We start from the raw sequence: 18,340 nt of genomic DNA, 5'->3' as shown, positions 1-18,340 counted from the left end.
GTGGCTCAGTCGCTGCCCGCCAGCGGATCGAACGCCCAGCCATCACCGACGGTCTGCAGCGTCCAGTGGCGGCGGCTGCGCAGCGGCTCCCAGCGCACGCTGTCCTTGTCGTCCTCGATGCTGCCTTCGCTCCGTTTTACCCTGCGGGTGGAGAAGTTCACGCTCACCGATTCGGTCTGCCCGGAATTGCGCATCACCGAATTCTGGTCGTAGCCGATCAGCGCAAAGGCATCGTCCTGCCAGCGGAAGGTAAAAACGGTCGTGCCCATTGACCAGCTTCCCGCGCTGGCGAATGAAAACAGTGCGACCTTCAGGGTGCCGCGCTGGATGCTGACGCCGCCGTCTTCGAGCGGGTCGCTCATCACCGGATTGTCGGGACGCGGTATCAGCTGGTGGTCCTGCACCGCCAGCACGTAGCCGGACGGGCGCGACCACGCCACGGCGAGGATGCGCGGGTTGCTGTCGTACGGCGAGGGGCCGAAGCCATCGTGCTCGATGATGTTGTGCGGCTCCTGCTGGCGCAGCACTAGTACCAGGTCCGCGCGGCCATCCTGGTCGAGATCGCCTTCGACACTCGATTCAAGTGTCCAGCCCTGGGGGACGAACCCAGCGGCATGGGCCGCCTGGGCCGGCAGCGTCGGATACTGCACCGGTGGCAGGTCAAGTGCGTGGGCGGTGAAGGACAGGGGGATCAGCAGTGTGGCAAGCGCATACGGGCGCATCGTAGCCTCCATGGCAGGGAGGCAGAGGATAGCGCCGGCGCTCTGGATCAGCGTACGTGTGGCTTCAAGCGCAGGTAGACCTGCTTGCGTACCTGGGCGACCACCTCGCCGCTTTCGTCGATGACATCGTTGCTGAACCAGCGCAGCACCTTCTCGCCGCCAGCGGCTTCGGCACGCAGTTCCGCCAGCAGTGCGTCGTCGATGCGGAACGAGGTGCGCACCGTGCCCCGGCCCGGCTTGAGGAAATCGATCGCACCGGCCCGGTCCCACACGTAGTAGTCACGGCCGAGGATGTGCAGCAGGCCCAGCATCCAGAACGGATCGGTCATCGCAAACAGGCTGCCGCCGAAATGCGTCCCCACGTAATTGCGGTTCCAGGGCCGCAGCCGGAGTTCCACGTCGATCTGCCGGTAGTCGGGCGTGATCCGGGTGACGTGGATGCCGGTGAACAGGAACGGTGGCCAGAGGTTGATGCCGACGCGGAACAGGCGGGCGTTCATGCAGATCCGGGAGCGCAGGGCGGGGCGTCCAGTCTAACCATTCGCAGGCGTATGTTGCACCCGGGGCCGGGATGTCATGCCCCGCCGTCGATCGTGTATCCGTCGCGGCCGTTGGCCTTGGCCTGGTACAGGGCGGTGTCGGCGCCTTCGACGAAATGGTGCGGTTGCAGTTCGCCATCGGGGATACGGGTGAACACGCCGATGGTAAGCGTCACGGCGTCGTTGCCGTCATCGCCCGGCGCCGGCAGGGCACGCACGCAGGCAATCAGGTCCTCGACCACCTGGCGTGCGCCTTCGGCCGGCGTATCCGGCAACACCAGCGCGAACTCGTCGCCCCCGTAGCGCGCCGCCATGTCGCGCGGGCGGCGCGCATGCGCGCCGATCAGGCGGGCGACATCGCGCAGCACGCGGTCGCCCACCTGGTGGCCGTGGCGGTCGTTGTGACGCTTGAAGTGATCGACGTCGATCAGGGCCAGGCTCAGAGGCTTGCCAGTGCGCCGCGCCGCATCGCATTCCTGCTGCAGCGACTGCTCGAAGCGCAGGCGGTTGCCAAGCCCGGTGAGGGCATCGCGGTTGGCCTGGCGGTGCCAGGCCGAGATCCGCCACACCGCCCAGACCAGCAGTGCCAGCGCCACGCCCAGCATCGCGCTGGCCGGTGCCCACCACAGGTCGCCGGTGCGCAGCAGCAGCCAGCTCAGCAGGGGCGGCATCGGCAGCGAACACAGAGCGACCAGCCACGGCAGGCGCAGGCCGAGCAGGATCACGCACAGCGCCACCAGCACGCCGCTGATGGCGTGCTGCCAGGCGTGCGGCAGCACGTCGATCTGCTTGTGCTGCAGCAGCATCGAGGCGATGTTGGCCTGGTATTCGCTGCCGCTCATCCAGAACTCGCGGGTGGTCGGGGTCAGCAGGCGAGGCGCGATGCCGCTGGCCGTCATGCCGACCACGATGCGGCGGCCATGCAGCATCGCGGCGTCCACGTGCCCATCGAGCACGTCCGCATAGGACACCTGTGGCAGCCGCTCGGGCGGGCCGGCGTAGCGCACGCGCACGTAATCGTCGCGACGCCACTGGTAGGGCGAGCCCACGTCCGGGTCGGGATCGGGCAGGCCACGTACCGCGCCTGCAGGCAGATCGGCCAGTGCCAGGCCCAGCGCCGGCCAGTGCGGCCGTCCGATACCGGCGCGCAGATAGACGCCGCGGGCGACGCCGTCGCCATCCACCTCGACATCGGTATGGCCGATGGCGGCGGCACTGGCGGCGATCTGGGGAATCGGCAGCATCTCCTCGGCCATGCGGTCGCCGGCCGCAGGTGCGGCCAGCACCGGCAGCACCACCCGGCCGTTGCGTCGGATCGCGGCCGCCAGCGCATCGTCCTGGCGGCTGTCGCGCCGGTCCGGTTCGGACAGCATCAGGTCCAGCGCGACGCGTTCGGCACCGGCATCGGTCAGCCGGTCCAGCAGGCGCGCGTGCACCGAGCGCGGCCAGGGCCATTGGCCGATGCGCTGCAGGCTGCCTTCGTCGATGGCCACGATCAGCACGCTGGGGTCGGGGCGGTAATCCCAGGTGCCGACCAGCGTGTCATAGGCGGCTTCGTCCTGCCGCCACAGCCACTGTCCCTGGCTGGCGACGAGGGTCAGCACGCCGGCCAGCAGGGCCAGCAGGATTCGCTTCGACCACGGCAGCGGCGAACGCCTCACAACAACAACCAGAGCAGCAGGGCACCGCCGCCGGCACCGTAGCAGAGGCGGCAGGGCAGCGGGATCTGCTGGGCAGGGGAAAACGCGCCCGCGTGACCGTCATCGTCGATGTACTGCACGCGCACGTGCAGGGTGCCGCTCCACGGGCGCCTGAAGCTGACCTGTGGCTCGGACACCGTTTCGTCGACCAGCGGCGCCTTGAAGTCCGCGCCGCGCGCCACCTGCACCCGATAGCGCTGGCCTGCGCTGCCCGGTTGCCAGCGCAGGGTCAGTTCGCCATGCGCGGCTTCGGGCGGCTGCAGTGCCGGGTCCACCGGCTCATCGCTCAGGTGCAGTGGCAGCGCCTGGCCGTAGCGACCCTGGTGGCCGTTGGCATCGCGCGAGGCCACCCGCCAGTAGTACTGGCCCGGTGGCAGCGGCTGTGCCAGGCGCAGGTCGGTGCCGGTGCTGGTCTGTTCCTGCAGGGGCTGCACGAAGCTGGCGTCGGCGGCGATCTGCAGCACGCTGCTGCGCGCCCCGGGGGCCTGGCTCCAGCGGAAACGCGGGCGGTCGCTGTTGATCGTCTGCCCATGCAGCGGCGACACGGTCAGCGGCGGCGGTGGCTGGTCGCTGAGCTCGAAATCGGCGCTGGCGTCCAGGCCTTCGACGCCCTGCGCATCGACCGCGCGCAGCAGGATGCGCAGCTGGCCCGGTGGCAGGTCGCCGATCGCCAGCCGGGTGTCGGCGGTGGTGGCAGCGAACAGCAGGATCTCCGGCATTGCCGCCTGCACCACTTCCACCCGGTAGTGGGCGGCGCCACTGACCGGCTCCCAGGCCAGCAGGGTCGGCAGTGGTGCCAGGCGCAGCTCGCCGGTGCGCAGCTGCGGTGCCGGCAGCAAGGCGACGGCGGCGGTGGGGGCCGCGTCGACACTGCTGCTGCGGGTGGCCTGGCCTGGCTGGACCAGGCGCTGGCCACGGAGGTTGCCGACCTGCACCTTGCCCTGCAGCACCTCGGTGGCGCCGACGTGGCCGGCATCGCCGGCGCTGACCCGGAACACCGTGCCGCGCACGCTGCTGGTCGCGGTGGGCGCATCGATGATGTATCGCGAGGCGGGGCCGCGCGCCGGCGTTACCCGGTTGCTGGCCCGCCCCTGTTGCAGGCGCAGGCGGGTATCGACCATGCCGGTGTGGCCGTAGCGGCTCAACTGGTCCAGCCGCAGCCGCGAGTATTCGCGCAGCTGCAGGCGCGAGGCGTCGGCGAACTCCAGGGTGATGCTGGAATCGCCTTCGGTTTCCACCGTGTCGCCGATGTGCAGCTGCTCGCCGGCCCGGAGCGCGCGGGTCGCGCTGCCATCGGCGCCGGACAGTTCGACCTTGCCGCGCACCGACAGCACCCGTGCCGGCGCCGGCTCCGTGCGCAGCCAGCTGATCGGGAAGCGCAGGAGCTGGCCCGGCGGCAACTGGTAGGGATTGTCGATGCGGTTGTGCTGCTGCAGCTGCTGCCAGCGTACCGAAGGCTTCAGGTACAGCCCGCCCAGGTCCCACAGGGTATCGCCGGGGCGGACCCGGTAGTTCCAGTCCTGGGCGCCGGCCAGGGCGGGCAGCGCGAAGAGGGCGCACAGCAGGGCGCCCGTGAAACGCTTGGCGAACGACAGAGAGCGGACGACGGTCACAGTTTGCAATCCCGGCAATGCGGGGGTGCAGCTGCAAGACCCCATGGCCCCGACCTCATCCCCCCCGAACGGATCGTGGCGGCCGCATGGCCGCCAGCGCGCGCATTATTGCCCGCGTTCAGTGCAGGGATTCTGAACGGAGCGGGCTCCTGTTCAGAACAGCAGCGACGCCATGCGGCGGCGGTACTGGCCAACCAGGTCCTCGTCGGCAATCACATTGAAGGCGTCGATCAGGGCCTTGCGCGGCAGGCCGTCCTCGAATCCGCGGTCGATCCGCAGCATTTCCAGGAACTGGGCCAGCGCGGCCTCGTCATGGCCGCCCAGCAGCAGCTGCACGCCGCGCAGGTGGCGGGCCTGGAGATCCTTGCCATCAGCGGCGATGCGCGCGTCGAGCACCTCGGCCGGCGGGGCGTCCTTCAGCGCGGCGGCGAAGGCCAGACGCGCGCGCGCGCGCACGGCACGGTCGTCGGTGGCCAGATTGGCCGGCAGGCCGTCGATCAGGGTGCCAGCCTCGTCGACGCCGCCGATCTGCAGCAGGGCCAGGGCGAGGTCGAGCTTCAGCTCATCCTTGTCCGGTTCGGCGGCGATCTGCGCGCGCAGCACGTCGACCTGCGCCTGCGGGTCCAGCGGCGTGTCGTCTTCGGGGGCGGCATCGCCGAGATCGGCCGGCACGACGCCATGCTGGGCCAGGAACTCACGCAGCTGGCCTTCCGGAATCGCGCCGGGGAATCCATCCACCAGCTGGCCGCCCTTGACCAGGAACACGGTGGGCACCGACCGGATCTGGAAGGCCGCCGCGATCTGCTGTTCCTTGTCGACGTCGACCTTGGCCAGCTCGAAGGCGCCGTTGTATTCGGCGGCCAGCTTTTCCAGCATCGGGCCCAGGGTCTTGCACGGCCCGCACCAGGTGGCCCAGAAGTCGACCAGCACTGGCGTCTGCAGCGACTTCTGCAGGACTTCGGCCTCGAAGGTCGCAGTGGTGGCGTCGAATACGTAGGTCGTCTCGGTCATGGGGGAGGCATCGCTTGGTCTCTGGAGACCGATTCTATGGTGACGATCGATGTCGGTCTCAACCCTGCCATCACATCCCGCGCACCCGCGCGGCGGGCCCACAGGCCCGCGGTGACGGCCCCAGGGGCGCGGCACGCAGTACCGCGTGTGGCTCACCCACCTGCCGATGCTGAAACGCACGACCGCTTGGCGCTTCGTGCCGCTGCCGCGACAATGCGGCGGTCCATTCCTGTTCCGGGTGTTTGCGCGCGATGTCTGTGGTCCGGCTTGATCGTTGGTTGGGGCTGCTTGCTGCAGTCGCGTTCGTCCTTGCCGTGGCCGGCTTTGGTGCTGGCCTGGACGGCTATGCCCAGGGACGCCACCCGGTGGCGCTGCTGGGCGCGCGCGGGGTGCCGCATGCGTTGGCCTTCAATCTCGTCGGCTTCGTGCTGCCCGGGCTGTTGGCGGCGGGGGTGGCTGAACGCCTGCGGCGCACCCTACCGACCGGGGCCGGCTGGGCGCCGCGGGTCGGCAGCCAGATGCTGCTGCTGGCCGGCCTGGCGTTTGCCGCGATGGGCGCGCTGCCGCTGGACGTGGACGACCTGCATGGGCCGGCCAGCCAGCTGCATGCCAGTGCCTGGATGATCTGGGTACTGGGCTTCGTCGCCGGCAGCGTGCTGCTGGCCGTGTCCGGTCTGCGCCAGGCGCATGGCCGCGCTCTGGGCGTCCTGGCGCTGGGCTGCGGCGTGCTGGCCGCGCTGGCGGCGTTTGCCTTGCAGGGCGTACTGCCGGCGCCGCTGGCCCAACGGCTGGCGTTTGCCTGCTGGGCGGTCTGGCTGGCCGCGGCCCTGCCGCTGTCGCGCCTGCGCTGAGACGGCCCCGGCAGCGCGGCGGCGCTGCTGTCCGGCGGGCAGGATTGGAGACGTTTGCCGCACTGCGGTACGCTGTACCGCTTTGCCGCCGCATCCGCGTGTTCCATGACCAGCGCTGAAACCAACGCCTACGACCCGCAGCAGGTTGAATCCGCCGCCCAGCAGTACTGGGACGCCACCCGTGCCTTCGAGGTCGACGAGACTTCGGACAAGCCGAAGTACTACTGCCTGTCGATGCTTCCGTACCCGTCCGGTGCGCTGCACATGGGCCACGTGCGCAATTACACGATTGGCGACGTGATCAGCCGCTACAAGCGCATGACCGGCCACAACGTGCTGCAGCCGATGGGCTGGGACGCGTTCGGCCTGCCGGCGGAAAACGCCGCGATCAAGAACAAGACCGCGCCGGCGGCGTGGACCTACAAGAACATCGACCACATGCGCAGCCAGCTGAAGTCGCTGGGCTATGCCATCGACTGGTCGCGCGAGTTCGCCACCTGCCGTCCGGACTATTACGTCCACGAGCAGCGCATGTTCACCCGCCTGATGCGCAAGGGCCTGGCCTATCGTCGCAATGCCGTGGTGAACTGGGACCCGGTCGACCAGACCGTGCTGGCCAACGAGCAGGTCATCGACGGCCGTGGCTGGCGCTCGGGCGCCCTGGTCGAGAAGCGCGAGATCCCGCAGTGGTTCCTGCGCATCACCGACTACGCCCAGGAGCTGCTGGATGGCCTGGACGAGCTGGACGGCTGGCCGGAATCGGTCAAGACCATGCAGCGCAACTGGATCGGCCGTTCCGAAGGCCTGGAAATCCAGTTCGACGTGCGCGATGTCGACGGCAGCGCGCTGGACCCGCTGCGCGTGTTCACCACCCGCCCGGACACGGTGATGGGCGTGACCTTCGTGTCGATCGCCGCCGAACACCCGCTGGCGCTGCACGCGGCGAAGAACAATCCGGAACTGGCCGCGCTGCTGGCCGACCTGAAGCAGGGCGGTGTGTCCGAGGCCGAGCTGGAGACCCAGGAAAAGCGCGGCATGGACACCGGCCTGCGCGCGCTGCACCCGGTCACCGGCGAGCCGGTCCCGGTGTGGGTCGCCAATTTCGTGCTGATGGGCTACGGCACCGGCGCGGTCATGGCGGTGCCGGGCCATGACCAGCGCGACAATGAAGTGGCCAACAAGTACGGCCTGCCGATCAAGCAGGTCATCGCGCTGAAGGACCCGCGCACTGAAGAAGAGCGCAACTGGGACGGCAGCCGCTGGCAGGACTGGTACAGCGACAAGAGCCGTGCCTTCGAACTGGTCAACTCGGCCGAATTCGACGGCCTGGACTTCCAGGGCGCCTTCGAAGCGCTGGCCGAACGTTTCGAGCGCAAGGCCCAGGGCCAGCGCCGCGTCAACTACCGCCTGCGCGACTGGGGCGTGAGCCGCCAGCGCTACTGGGGCTGCCCGATTCCGGTGATCTACTGCGCCAAGTGCGGCGCAGTGCCGGTGCCGGAAGAACAGCTGCCGGTGGTGCTGCCGGAGGACGTGGCGTTCTCCGGCACCGGTTCGCCGATCAAGACCGACCCGGAATGGCGCAAGACCACCTGCCCGGACTGCGGCGCCGCCGCTGAGCGCGAGACCGATACCTTCGATACCTTCATGGAGTCGAGCTGGTACTACGCCCGCTACACCTCGCCGGGTGCCCGTGATGCGGTCGACAAGCGCGGCAACTACTGGCTGCCGGTCGACCAGTACATCGGCGGCATCGAGCACGCGATCCTGCACCTGATGTATTTCCGCTTCTACCACAAGCTGCTGCGCGACGCGCGGATGGTGGACAGCAACGAACCGGCACGCAACCTGCTGTGCCAGGGCATGGTGATCGCCGAAACCTATTACCGCCCGAACCCGGACGGTTCGAAGGACTGGATCAACCCGGCCGATGTGGAAGTGCAGCGCGACGAGCGCGGCCGCATCACCGGTGCCACCCTGATCGCCGATGGCCAGCCGGTGGTGGTGGGCGGTACCGAGAAGATGTCCAAGTCGAAGAACAACGGCGTGGACCCGCAGGCGATGGTCGGCAAGTACGGCGCCGACACCGTGCGCCTGTTCTCGATGTTCGCCGCGCCGCCGGAGCAGTCGCTGGAGTGGAACGAGGCCGGCGTGGACGGCATGGCGCGCTTCCTGCGCCGCCTCTGGGCCCAGGTGCAGAAGCATGCCGCCGACGGCGCCGCCCCGGCGCTGGACGTTGCTGCGCTGGACGCCAACCAGAAGGCGCTGCGCCGCAAGACCCACGAAACCATCGGCAAGGTCGGTGACGACTACGGCCGCCGCCACAGCTTCAACACCGCGATCGCTGCGGTGATGGAGCTGATGAACGCACTGGCCAAGTTCGAGGACGCCAGCGAGCAGGGCCGCGCGGTGCGCCAGGAAGCGCTGCAGGCCATCGTGCTGCTGCTGAACCCGATCACCCCGCATGCCAGCCACGCCCTGTGGCAGGTACTGGGCCACGGCGAGACGCTGCTGGAAGACCAGCCGTTCCCGCAGGCCGACAGCAGCGCGCTGGTGCGCGATGCGCTGACCCTGGCGGTGCAGGTCAACGGCAAGCTGCGTGGCACCATCGAGGTCGCGGCCGACGCCGCGCGCGAGCAGGTGGAGGCACTGGCCCTGGCCGAGCCCAACGCGGCCAAGTTCATGGAAGGCCTGACGGTGCGCAAGATCATCATCGTGCCGGGCAAGATCGTGAACATCGTCGCCGCCTGATGTACCCCGCACCGTCCGCCCGCGTGGCGGACGGTGCCTTTCCGGTGCAGGGCCAGGCGGTTGATGGCCCTGCATTCACGCGGCTTCGGGCAGGCTGTGTGTTGCCGTGATCGCCCGGCTCCGCCAGACTGTCTCCATGACCCGAATCCTGCTTGCCCTCGTTCTTGTCCTCGGCCTTGCCGGCTGCGGCTTCCATCTGCGCAACAAGCTGATGTTGCCGACCGACACCGCCCCGGTGAAGGTGGTATCCACCGCTCCGTACAGCGAACTGGTCAAGCTGCTCAACCGCAGCCTGCTGGCCTCCGGCGCCAGGCTCGCCGACGAAGACAGCAAGGAGCCCAGTGCCCAGCTGCAGGTGCTGTCCGAGCGCTGGGGTGACCTGCCGATCGCCATCGACTCGCAGGGCCGCGCACAGGAATACAGCCTGCGCTACGCGGTGATCTTCATCTTCCGCCGCGAGGATGGCAGCGAGCTGGTGCCGCAGCAGGTGATTGAGCTGTCGCGCGATTACGTGTCGCCGCCGACCGACGCTACCGGTACCACCACCGAACGCGAAATCCTGGCCACGGAGCTGCGCCGGGAAATGTCCGCCTCGATCATCCGCCGCATCGACAGCGTGGTCCGCGCCGAGCTCGACAAGGGGGGCAGCCTGTCCGCGCCGAAGCCGAAGCCGATCGAGGGTGCGGTGCCGGCCGTGCCGGCCGCCGACGCCAAGCACTGAGCGGCAGCGACGATGGAACTGCGTCCGGAGCAGCTGGCCAGCCAGGGCGCTGACACCCCCTTGGCGCCGGTGTACCTGATCGCAGGCCCGGAGACCCTGCGCGTGCTGGAGGCGGCCGATGCCATCCGCGCGCGCGCGCGCGCCTCGGGCATCGGCGAACGCGAGGTGTTCGACGCCGACGGCCGTGACTTCGACTGGAACCAGCTCGACGCCAGCTTCAACGCGCCCAGCCTGTTCAGTGCCCGCCGCCTGGTCGAGGTGCGCCTGCCCAGCGGCAAGCCGGGCAAGGACGGTGCCGAGGTGATCAGCCAGTTCTGCGCCAACCCGGCGCCGGACGTGGTGCTGATGATCACTGCCAATGAATGGAGCAAGGCCCATCAGGGCAAGTGGGCCGAGGCGGTCAGCCGCATCGGCGTGCTGTCGGTGGCCTGGGCGATCAAGCCGCACGAACTGCCGGACTGGATCGAACGCCGCCTGCGCGGCAAGGGCCTGCGTGCCGATCCCGCCGCCGTGCAGCGCCTGGCCGAGCGGGTGGAAGGCAACCTGCTGGCCGCGGCCCAGGAAATCGACAAGCTGGCGCTGCTGGCCGACGGCCAGCCGCTGGATGTGGAACGGATGGAGTCGCTGGTGGCTGACGCCGCCCGCTACGACGTGTTCCGGCTGGTGGAGGCGACGTTCTCCGGCCAGCCACCGGCCGTGCTGCGCATGCTGGCCGGCCTGCGCGGTGAAGGCGAGGCGGTGGCTGCATTGATGCCGATGGTGATCCGCGAACTGCTGGCGGGTGCCGGCCTCGCGCGCGTGCAGGCGCGTGGCGGCAACCTGGCCGCCGAGATGAAATCGCGTGGCATCTGGGAATCGCGGCAGGCGCCCTACAAGCGCGCGCTGCAACGTCACCCGGAAGGCAAGCGCTGGGAGCGCTTCGTGGCCGAAGCAGGGCTGGTCGATCGCATCGCCAAGGGGCGGGCTGACGGCGATGCCTGGCTGGCGCTGGAGCGCCTGCTGGTGGCGGTGGCCGAGCCGCGTGCCGTGCGCCTGCTGGCACGGGCCTGAGCGATGAGCCTGCGGATCTATTACGGGGGCACCTTCGATCCGGTGCACCTGGGGCACCTGGCGATCGCGCGGGCCGCCCGCGACGAACTGCAGGTGGCAGTGCGCATGCTGCCGGCGGCCGATCCGCCGCATCGCGAGGTGCCGGGCGCAACCGCTGAACAGCGTTTTGCCATGCTTTCTCTGGCCATCGGCGATGAACCCGGCCTTCTGCTGGACCATCGCGAGCTGGACCGTGCCAGCCGCTTTCCCGGTCGCCCGTCCTATACCGTCGACACGCTGCGCGAACTGCGTGCCGAGCTGGGCCCGAGCCGGCCACTGGCCTGGCTGGTCGGCGCCGACAGCCTGCTGGGCCTGTCGGCCTGGCACGAGTGGGAGGCCTTGTTCGGGCTGGCCCACTTCGTCGTGGCCGAACGGCCGGGCAGCCCCCTGCAGGGGGCGGTCGACGGCGCGCTGGGGCGTGCCCTGCAAGGGCGCTGGGCCGACAACGAGCAGGCCCTGTTCGCCAGCCCGGCCGGGCGCATCCTGCGCCTGCACCACCCGCTGCGCGAAGAATCGGCCAGCACCGTGCGTTCGCAGATCGCCACCGGTGGCCCCTGGCGCGCGCTGCTGCCGCCGGCCGTGGCCGACTATGTCGCTGCACACGGCCTGTACCGCCCGGCCACAGCGTGAATGGCGCGGCCGCGCCATCCCCGTATAATCGCCCCCACGTTTACCGAGTCGATCCACTTTGAGCAACCAGACCCAGCCCCAGACCATCAAGGTCGATCTGCCCAGCCCGCCGCCGTCCGTGCCGGAACTGCTGGCCAGCGTCCGCCAAGCCACCGAAGACCTGAAGGCCAAGGACCTGGTCGAGATCGATGTGCGCGGCCGGTCCAGCGTTGCCGATTACATGATCGTCGTCTCGGGTACTTCGACCCGCCACGTCAAGTCGATCGCCGATGAAGTCGTGCGCTTCGCCAAGAACCTCGACGTGATGCCGCTGGGTGTTGAAGGCGAGCGCGAAGCCGAATGGGTGCTGGTCGATCTGGGCGACGTGATCGTCCACGTGATGCTGCCGCGCGTGCGTGAGTTCTACGCGCTCGAGCGCCTGTGGACCGTCGGCGACCAGCCGCCGTCCAGCGACGACGAAGTGGCCTGAGCCGCACGTTGATGCATCCCTTCGACGGCGCCGATGGCGCCGTCGACGTTTTGGAGGACCGTTGATGAAAGCCCGCCTGATCGCCACCGGTGAACGCGCGCCCAGCTGGGTCGCGCAGGGCTTCGCCGAATACCAGAAGCGGTTGTCGCACTGGCTGCCGTTCGAGCTGGTGGAGATCGAGCCCGGCCTGCGCGGCAAGGGGCGTGATCCGCGTCGCGCCACCGAAGAGGAAGGCAAGCGTGTGATCGCCGCGCTGCCGAAGAACGCCTATGTGGTGGCGCTGGATGTGCCAGGGCGGCAACTGAGCTCCGAACAGCTGGCGCAGCGCCTGGAACACTGGCGCGGGCAGGGCAGGGACCTGGCGTTCCTGATCGGTGGCCCGGAAGGGCATTCGCCGGAGGTGTCCGCGCTGGCCGATGAGAAGTGGTCGATCGGGCCGCTGACGCTGCCGCACATGCTGGTGCGCCTGGTGGTGGCCGAGCAGCTTTATCGCGCCGCCGCAATGATTGCCAATCACCCCTACCATCGCGCGTGAAGAGGGGTTATACTAGTCGTCTGCCCGAATAGCTCAGCCGGTTAGAGCACTTGACTGTTAATCAGGGGGTCGTTGGTTCGAGTCCAACTTCGGGCGCCACCTTGAGAAACCTGCATCGCGAGATGCAGGTTTTTTTTTGTCGTGTTGCAGCGCCGAGTCCACGCGCGACTGCCTTCTCGAAGCCGAGCATGGGCCCGGGCGCTACACTCTTGTGCTGCAACCATGGATGCCGATCATGCGTGCGCTCCTGTCCTCGAGCTTCCTGCTGCTGGCGATGGTGCCGTTCGCCACAACGAAGGCCGCCCCTTCCACCTGGCATCCGCCACAGGGCACCACCGAGCTTCCGTTGTGGCTGCAGGGCACGGTGAGCGCGCCGCCGAAGTTGAAGGGGCCCGAGCAGATCAGCGAAGTGACCTCCGAAGCCAGTGGCGAACACTGGATGATGCTGCAGAACGTCGCTGCGCCGACCCTCACCGTGTTTCCACCGAAGGGGCCGGCCACCGGCACCGCGGTGATGGTGGTGCCTGGCGGAGGCTATCGGGTGCTGGCGATGGACCTGGAAGGCAGCGAGATCTGCGACTGGCTGGCCGCACAGGGCATCACCTGTGCACTGCTGAAGTACCGCGTGCCCGCATCCGGGCCGAACTGGGACCCGGAGTGCAACTGCCGCGACATTCCGAAGGTGCCGATGGCCCTGCAGGATGCACAGCGTGCAATGGGCCTGCTGCGCGCACAGGCCGAGCGCTGGTCAATCAATCCGAAGCGGATCGGGGTGATCGGTTTTTCCGCCGGTGGTCACGTGGTGGCTGGACTGAGCACGCACGCGCTGCGCAGCTACGCGCCGGTGGATGCTGCAGATGAGCAGCCGAGCCGTCCCGATTTCGCGATGGTGATGTATTCCGGGCACCTGTGGGCGGGGCACGGGAGCGGATTGTCGCTGGTCAGCGACATCACCGTGGATGACAACGTGCCGCCGACGTTCATCGCGCAAGCCACCGACGATCGCACCGATGACGTGCGCGAATCGCTGGCCTATTACCGTGCCCTGGTGGACGCGGGCGTTCCGGTGGAAATGCACCTGTTCGCACGCGGCGGCCATGCGTTCGGGCTGCGCATGAAGGATGCACCGGTCGCGGCGTGGCCGCAGCTGGCCGAGCGCTGGATGCAGGATATCGGCATGCTGGCGGAACGCCAGTTGTAGAGCCAAGCCATGCTCGGATGCCTGTGTGAAGCCGAGCGTGGGCTCGGTTCTACAGTGCCAGCTGGCCCCTGCAGAACGCGACCAGCGTGGCGATCGCCACCGCCAGGATCGCGCCGAACAGCACCCATTCCCAACGGGTGAATACCGGCTCGCCGCGCTGGCGCCGGGCCAGTGCGAACAGCACCACGCCGGGCACGTACAGCAGCACCGACAAGAGCAGGTTGTCGAGGCCGCCGGCATACACCAGCCACAGCGCGTAGGCGCTGGCCAGCAATGCGACCGCGAAGTCACGCCAGCGCACACCGGGCTCATCGGCGTAGGCCTGCCCGCGCCAGGCCAGCTGTACGCCGAATGCCGTGGACAGGAAGTAGGGCACCAGGCTCATCGACGCAGCGAGCAGCACCAGCCCGGTGTAGCTGCCCGAACTGACCAGCACCAGCAGCAGGAACAACTGGATCAGGCCATTGCTCAGCCACAGTGCATTGGCCGGCACGCCACGCGCGTTCTCGCGGCCGAGGAAGGCCGGCATGGTGCCATCACCGGCGGCGGCATACAGCACTTCGGCGCACAGCAGCACCCAGGCCAGCAATGCGCCGAGCACGGAGATGATCGAACCGATGATGATCACCGTCGCGCCCCATTCGCCGACAATGGCGCGCAGCACGTAGGCCATCGATGGGTTGGGCAGCCCGGCCAGTTCCGCCTGCGACAGCACGCCCATCGACAGCAGGCTGACCAGCACCAGTAGCAGCCAGACCCCGAGGAAACCGATCACGGTGGCACGGCCGACATCGGCGCGCCGTGCCGCGCGCCGCGAGTAGATGCTGGCGCCTTCGATGCCGATGAACACCCACACGGTGACCAGCATCATGCCGCGCAGTTGCTGGCCGAGATCGCCGAGGGCGGGCGTGCCGAGGAAATCGGCCCGGAACACGTCCATGCGGAACGCGCCTGCGGCCAGGACCAGGAACAGTGCGATGGGCAGCAGCTTGGCCACCGTCACCAGGCCGTTGACGATGGCGGCCGTGCGCAGGCCGCGCAGCACCAGCAGGTGCACGGTCCACAGCAGCACGGACGATGCCGCCACGGCGGCCGGGGTGTTGCCTTCACCGAACACCGGCATGAAGTGGCCCAGGCCACTGAAGATCAGCACGAAGAAGCTGGCATTGCCGAGTACCGAGGCCACCCAGTAGCCCCACGCCGCGGAGAAGCCGATGTAGTTGCCGAAGCCTTCGCGCGCGTAGGCGTAGATGCCGGTATCAAGATCCGGCCGACGGTTGGCCAGGGCCTGGAACACGAAGGCCAGCATCAGCATGCCGGCGCCACTGACCGCCCAGCCGATCAGCGCGGCGGCCGGACCGGCACTGCGCGCGACGTTCTGCGGCAGCGAAAAGATGCCGGCGCCGACCATCGAGCCGACCACCAGTGCGGTCAGCGCGGGCAGGCCCAGCCGTTGCGATGTTGCGGCCATGGAGATCCCCTGCGGCGGCGATGCCGCAGGGACACGGTAGCCGTGTACCTGTGAACAGGCCTGCAAGAAAGGCCTGGCCCGCTGGCGCCCGTCCGTGCCGGAACGACGAAGGCCCGGGCAATGGCCCGGGCCTTCGAGGTGACACTGCAACCGGACTTACTTGAACGTGTACTTGAAGCCGACGGTGTAGTAACGGCCCAGCGCACCGGAGAAGTGCATCGGGTTGTAGTTCACTGCGCCGTAGGTGGTCGGGTCGAGCGGGGCGATGCGGTCGAACACGTTGGCCACCGAGGCGTTGAGTTCGAACGAGTCGTTGATGCTCCAGCGACCGGACAGGTCCATCGTGGTGAACGAGGAGATCTTCGTCACCGGCGTGCCGTCAGCGTAGAAGGCCAGGTAGCTGCCACCGCGGCTGTCGGTGTTGTCCATCTTGCTGATGTAGTTGACGATGCCGCTGACGCTCCACGGGCCCTGCTTCCAGGTGGTGCCGAAGTTGACCTTGTCCTTCGGCGTACCGATGCAGTTGGTGACGTCGCAGTTGCCGTGGGTACCCACGTAATCAACCGTGTCGCCGCCTTCGGTGCGCTCGAACTTCAGGATGTGGCTCCACTGCAGGTCCAGCTCGAGCTGGCCCGGGCCGATCTCGAAGGTCTGGCGGATATCGGTATCGATACCGCGGACACGCGACGAGCTGGCATTCACGTAGCCGGTGTTGACTGCCAGGATCGTGCCGCTGTTGGCCACGCCATTGAGATTGTTGCTGTCGCGCAGCACGTTGCCGGCGAGGATCGCCGCCGAGGTGCTGCCCTGCACGATCTCGTTGGTGCGCTTGATCTGCCAGGCATCGACGGTCATCGACGTGGTCGAGGTCGGCTGCAGCACGATGCCGACCGAGTAGCTCTTGGACTCTTCCGGCTTCAGCAGCTTGTTCGGCTTGGTGATGATCGCCACCGAATTGGCGCCACACTCGCTGGCCGCACCACCGCTGATCTGGCAACGCACCGGGTCGACCGCGGTGGAGAAGGCGGCCAGGCCACCGTCACCGTTCTCGGCCGGGTTCGGCGCGCGGAAACCTTCGGCGTAGCTGGCGCGCAGGGCGATCCAGTCGGCCGGGGTCCACTTCACGCCCAGCTTCGGCGTGGCCTTGCCTTCACCGCTTTCGTACTTGTCATAGCGCACAGCACCGGACAGTTCCAGCTGTTCCAGCACCGGTGCCGACAGTTCGACGTAGCCGGCATACACGTTCTGGGTACCGTCATAGGCCGAGTAGCCCAGGCCGATGATGTCGCCCTGGTCGGTGTAGGTCTGCGGGGTCAGGCTGTTGCTGGTCTTGCGCCATTCGGTACCGATCGCCAGGCCCAGCGGGCCACCCTTCAGGTCCGCCAGGCTGCGCGAGACGGTGAAGTCGAACATGTCCAGGCTGGACTTGGCGCGGGCACTGATCGTGGGCGAGATGTAGTCGTACAGGGCCTGCGAGTTCTTGCCCGCATCGTCACCGATGCGCCACACGCCACCGGCGCAGTTGGCATTGCCCAGCGCACAGCGAACGGCGCTGTAGCGCAGGAAGCCGGTGCGCTTGTTGGTCAGGTCGGTGCCCGAGTGCAGGTAGGCGGTGTCGTAGGTCCAGTCACCCCAGTTGCCCTTGACGCCGACCAGGAAGCGGTTGAACTCATTGGTGTTGTCGGTGACGCGCGGGCCGACATCCCAGGCGGAGTAGCGCACGCGGCGCGCGGTGCCGGGGGTCGGGTTGTCCGGGTGGTTCGGGCCGAGCACGGTCGCGCCGTCGCCGCTGTTGGCGTTGACCGGGCCGCCCGGGTAGCCCCAGCCGCCCGACACGCCGGACGGGGTGTTGCTGAAGATGGTTTCCTTCTTCGAGTAGCCGATCTCGGTGTAGATCTCGCCGCCTTCACCGAAGGCGAAGCTGGCGCGGCCGAACACGTTGACGTACTTCTCTTCCGGAATCAGGTCGCGGTACTGCTGCGCCGGATCCCACAGGCAGCCATCGGCGGCGATGCTGGCCGGGGTCTGTCCACCGATGGTGGTCAGGCCGGTACAGCCCGGCAGCGGCACCAGGTGGCCGGTGGCGTCGAGGTAGGAACCGTTCGGGCCGGAACCGCCGGAGGTGCCGCCACGGGTATATGCACCGCCCAGGAACTGGGCGGTCTTGTCATAGCCCCACGGGCGCGTGTCGCCGGTGCCGATCCACTTGCGGTTCTTGCGGTCGCTGATCTTGATCGCGTCGGTCTTGCCGACGTCCAGGCTGAAGAACGCGTTCCAGCCGTCGGTGGCCAGATCGCCGGTACCGGCGGTCAGGGTCGCCTTCTTCGCGTCGCCATCGCTGTCACCGGACAGGCCGTAGGAGCCACGCAGGATGGCACCCTGGAAGTCGCTGCGCAGGATGATGTTGACCACGCCGGCGATCGCGTCGGAGCCATAGATGGCCGAGGCGCCGTCCTTGAGCACTTCCACGCGCTCGACGGCATCGAGCGGAATGGTGCTGAGGTCGGTGAAGACCTTCTGGCCGTCATCGGCCAGGCCATAGGTGGCCATGCGGCGGCCGTTCAACAGCACCAGCGTCGAGCCGGCACCGAGGCCACGCAGCGAGATGCCGGCGCCACCGCCGGCGAAACCGTTGCCGAAGGTCTTGGGAATCGAGCCGGCGCCATCGGCGGTGATGGTCTGCAGGTACTCGGCCAGCGAGGTCTTGCCGGTGCGGTCGATTTCCTGGCGGGTCACCACCTGCACCGGCGACGGTGTCTCGGTGTTGGTGCGCGGAATGTTGGAGCCGGTGACCGTGATGCGGTCGAGGTTGGTGGCCTTTTCCTGCGCGAAGGCGGAGGAGGAAGCGACGGCGCCGGCCAGCAGCAGGGCGCCGCCGGTGAGGATGTGGGTGATGGACGATGCCAGGGTGCTGCGGCGGCGGCTGGCGGGCCGTTGGATCGGGTGTTTCACAGCTTCTCTCCTAACTGGAAAACCGTAGCGTTGAGGGCTGTCGCCGGATCGATGCCGGGACGCGCCAATCTAGGTTTCCTGCAGGTGA

15 protein-coding genes and 1 tRNA gene are annotated in these 18,340 nt (G+C 68.3%); 9 read left to right on the top strand and 7 right to left on the bottom strand.

Annotated elements, in window-relative coordinates; translation table 11 throughout:
- Positions 1 to 5: 5 nt before the first annotated feature.
- The 5 genes from NSQ78_RS15785 to trxA all read right to left on the bottom strand — a co-directional run bounded on the left by NSQ78_RS15785 (position 6) and on the right by trxA (position 5,585).
- On the bottom strand, positions 6 to 722 hold the full coding sequence (locus NSQ78_RS15785) for a hypothetical protein (protein ID WP_064238961.1): 717 nt from the start codon (positions 720 to 722) through the stop codon (positions 6 to 8).
- A 47-nt stretch (positions 723 to 769) separates the two neighbouring features.
- Positions 770 to 1,222 carry a DUF4442 domain-containing protein gene (locus NSQ78_RS15780; protein WP_053460998.1) on the bottom strand — a complete coding sequence of 151 codons (453 nt, stop codon included), beginning with the start codon at positions 1,220 to 1,222 and terminating at the stop codon, positions 770 to 772.
- A 74-nt stretch (positions 1,223 to 1,296) separates the two neighbouring features.
- Positions 1,297 to 2,922, bottom strand: a complete 1,626-nt coding sequence (locus NSQ78_RS15775; RefSeq protein WP_064238960.1) for a CHASE2 domain-containing protein — start codon at positions 2,920 to 2,922, stop codon at positions 1,297 to 1,299.
- Entirely contained in the window at positions 2,919 to 4,619 is a 1,701-nt protein-coding gene (locus NSQ78_RS15770) for a FecR domain-containing protein (protein ID WP_064238959.1), read from the bottom strand. The genes NSQ78_RS15775 and NSQ78_RS15770 overlap by 4 nt, the downstream gene beginning before the upstream one ends.
- A 108-nt stretch (positions 4,620 to 4,727) precedes the next feature.
- Positions 4,728 to 5,585, bottom strand: a complete 858-nt coding sequence (gene trxA, locus NSQ78_RS15765) for a thioredoxin (RefSeq protein WP_064238958.1) — start codon at positions 5,583 to 5,585, stop codon at positions 4,728 to 4,730.
- A gap of 251 nt (positions 5,586 to 5,836) precedes the next feature.
- On the opposite strand from trxA, the gene NSQ78_RS15760 reads away from it, so the two are divergent.
- The 9 genes from NSQ78_RS15760 to NSQ78_RS15720 all read left to right on the top strand — a co-directional run bounded on the left by NSQ78_RS15760 (position 5,837) and on the right by NSQ78_RS15720 (position 13,829).
- Positions 5,837 to 6,436, top strand: coding sequence for a DUF998 domain-containing protein (locus tag NSQ78_RS15760; protein WP_064238957.1), 600 nt, complete (start codon positions 5,837 to 5,839; stop codon positions 6,434 to 6,436).
- A 105-nt stretch (positions 6,437 to 6,541) separates the two neighbouring features.
- Positions 6,542 to 9,184, top strand: a complete 2,643-nt coding sequence (gene leuS / locus NSQ78_RS15755; RefSeq protein WP_064239676.1) for a leucine--tRNA ligase — start codon at positions 6,542 to 6,544, stop codon at positions 9,182 to 9,184.
- Positions 9,185 to 9,320: 136 nt separating this feature from the next.
- Complete coding sequence (lptE, locus tag NSQ78_RS15750; protein ID WP_053460994.1) at positions 9,321 to 9,905, top strand: LPS assembly lipoprotein LptE; 585 nt, start codon at positions 9,321 to 9,323, stop codon at positions 9,903 to 9,905.
- Positions 9,906 to 9,917: 12 nt separating this feature from the next.
- The gene (holA, locus tag NSQ78_RS15745) at positions 9,918 to 10,955 is read left to right on the top strand and encodes a DNA polymerase III subunit delta (protein ID WP_053460993.1); all 1,038 of its coding nucleotides are present in this window, start codon (positions 9,918 to 9,920) and stop codon (positions 10,953 to 10,955) included.
- Positions 10,956 to 10,958: 3 nt separating this feature from the next.
- A complete protein-coding gene (gene nadD, locus NSQ78_RS15740) occupies positions 10,959 to 11,624 on the top strand; it encodes a nicotinate-nucleotide adenylyltransferase (protein WP_064238956.1) in 666 nt (221 codons plus the stop codon).
- Between the two features lie 58 nt (positions 11,625 to 11,682).
- Positions 11,683 to 12,093, top strand: coding sequence for a ribosome silencing factor (gene rsfS, locus NSQ78_RS15735; protein ID WP_005410536.1), 411 nt, complete (start codon positions 11,683 to 11,685; stop codon positions 12,091 to 12,093).
- 64 nt (positions 12,094 to 12,157) lie between these two features.
- The gene (rlmH, locus tag NSQ78_RS15730; RefSeq protein WP_014647944.1) at positions 12,158 to 12,628 is read left to right on the top strand and encodes a 23S rRNA (pseudouridine(1915)-N(3))-methyltransferase RlmH; all 471 of its coding nucleotides are present in this window, start codon (positions 12,158 to 12,160) and stop codon (positions 12,626 to 12,628) included.
- 22 nt (positions 12,629 to 12,650) lie between these two features.
- Positions 12,651 to 12,727 (top strand) — tRNA-Asn (locus tag NSQ78_RS15725).
- Between the two features lie 136 nt (positions 12,728 to 12,863).
- Positions 12,864 to 13,829 (top strand): alpha/beta hydrolase, encoded by a 966-nt coding sequence (locus tag NSQ78_RS15720; RefSeq protein WP_064239675.1) that lies wholly within the window; start codon positions 12,864 to 12,866, stop codon positions 13,827 to 13,829.
- Between the two features lie 49 nt (positions 13,830 to 13,878).
- On the opposite strand, the gene arcD is transcribed toward NSQ78_RS15720, so the two are convergent.
- Both arcD and NSQ78_RS15710 read right to left on the bottom strand, forming a co-directional pair.
- Complete coding sequence (arcD, locus tag NSQ78_RS15715) at positions 13,879 to 15,300, bottom strand: arginine-ornithine antiporter (protein WP_064238955.1); 1,422 nt, start codon at positions 15,298 to 15,300, stop codon at positions 13,879 to 13,881.
- Between the two features lie 156 nt (positions 15,301 to 15,456).
- Positions 15,457 to 18,252, bottom strand: coding sequence for a TonB-dependent receptor (locus NSQ78_RS15710; protein ID WP_053460991.1), 2,796 nt, complete (start codon positions 18,250 to 18,252; stop codon positions 15,457 to 15,459).
- Positions 18,253 to 18,340: the final 88 nt, after the last annotated feature.

The organism is Stenotrophomonas sp. FSL W7-1447, assembly GCF_037966425.1.
Classification (GTDB): domain Bacteria; phylum Pseudomonadota; class Gammaproteobacteria; order Xanthomonadales; family Xanthomonadaceae; genus Stenotrophomonas; species Stenotrophomonas pavanii.
The sequence above is the reverse complement of the archived record's forward strand: the minus strand, read 5'-3'. Positions and strand labels throughout refer to the sequence as shown.